This window comes from Burkholderia sp. MSMB1498, from assembly GCF_001526245.1.
Lineage (GTDB): Bacteria > Pseudomonadota > Gammaproteobacteria > Burkholderiales > Burkholderiaceae > Burkholderia > Burkholderia savannae.
This window is the reverse complement of record NZ_LOYJ01000100.1, coordinates 1-1,441: the sequence shown is the minus strand read 5'-3', so window position 1 is coordinate 1,441 and position 1,441 is coordinate 1. Positions and strand designations below refer to the sequence as shown.

At 67.3% G+C, this 1,441-nt stretch carries 1 protein-coding gene; it reads left to right on the top strand.

Going from position 1 to position 1,441, the window contains the following annotated elements:
- Positions 1-567 precede the first annotated feature (567 nt).
- Complete coding sequence (locus tag WS91_RS21585) at positions 568-1,113, top strand: DUF6013 family protein (protein WP_038744270.1); 546 nt, start codon at positions 568-570, stop codon at positions 1,111-1,113.
- The last annotated feature ends 328 nt before the right edge of the window (positions 1,114-1,441 follow it).

The window sequence follows — 1,441 nt, the reverse complement described above, 5'->3', positions numbered from 1 at the left end:
GTTCTCGGTTCTCGGTTCTCGGTTCTCGGTTCTCGGTTCTCGGTTCTCGGTTCTCGGTTCTCGGTTCTCGGTTCTCGCGGGACAGCGTTCAATGCGAGAGGTTCACGGCGGGCTCGATGCGGTCGCGCAAGCGATTCGGCGCAGCAGCGTGCGCCAGCGTGCGTTGGATCGACGAGTATCGCGACGACGGCGCGCACGCGCGCCACCCGCAACCCACACGTGCATGCCGACGGCGGGAAAGCGATCAAGGCATAGCCGTGCTTCATCGCACACGACAAAGGGCGAAACAAGCAGGGCGAAGCAGGCGCCGCGGCTGGCGAGCGGCGGTGATGCGGCCGTCTCGCGTGCACAGTTCCGGGCGCGTCGATCGCGTGTGCATGGCCCTCTTCGAGCGAACCTCGAACGTCGATCGCGCGCCACGCACGCTTGACGCAGATCGTGCAAGCAGGGGTAACACCCGATGCGCGGCAGGCGCCAGGCGTGCCGCTTCGCGTTAGACTGGCATTGCGTCATGCATCGATAACCCGGCGATTCGCGCAGTTCGTCGCCATAAAAGGAGAGGTCAGCATGAGTCAACGCATTCTGTCGCCGCTCGTTGCGTCGTGCGCCGTCGCAGCGCTGCTCTCGGCGTATGCGGCGCACGCGGCGCCGCCCATCAAGGCGAGCGTGCTCGGCGGCAACGACGGCCAGCTTCAATACACGGTCAAGGTCGACTCGAAGCAGTTCGGCACGATGCAGGAGACGCGCAAGATCCGCTCCGGCGAAACCGACGATTTCAACTGGAAGTCGGTGCCGCCGTCGGGCGCCGTGCCGATGTCCGACGCGTGCCCGAGCGCCGACACGCTGCCGCGCGACGCGAACGGCGCGATGGTCCGGCAGGCGCAGGTGCGGCTTGCGCCGTCCGTCGATAGCAAGGGCGTCGCGAACGTGCAGCTGAGCTTCCAGGCGAGCGCGCCGAACGGCACGAAGAAAGTGGCGGCGGGCGGCAAGACGCTGCAGTGTCCGAATGTCGTGACGGTGAGCCAGGTCAAGTGGCTGTCGATCTCGACAGGCGGCTCGAAGTCGATCTCGATGCGCGACGGCACGAAGATCACGGTGTCGATCAAGCGGTGAGCGCGGTGGCGCGGCGCCTTCCGGACGGCGGATGACGCATGTGCGGCACGGAGGGCTGCGCGGCACGTGCCGGAGGTCGGAGCGTGCGCGATGCCCGGGCGGTGCATTCGCATCGTTTGCGCGGCGCTGCCGAGCGGCATCGGCGACGGGCTCGGCGATTCGAGCGTCGATTCACGCGTCGATGTCCGGGCAGTCCATTCGCCGCCAAGCGACGCCGTGTTCCACGGCCGTTCGAACCGGCGACAATCACTACCGCCAACCGCCAACCGCCAACCGCCAACCGCCAACCGCCAACCGCCAACCGCCAACCGCCAACCGCCAACCGCCA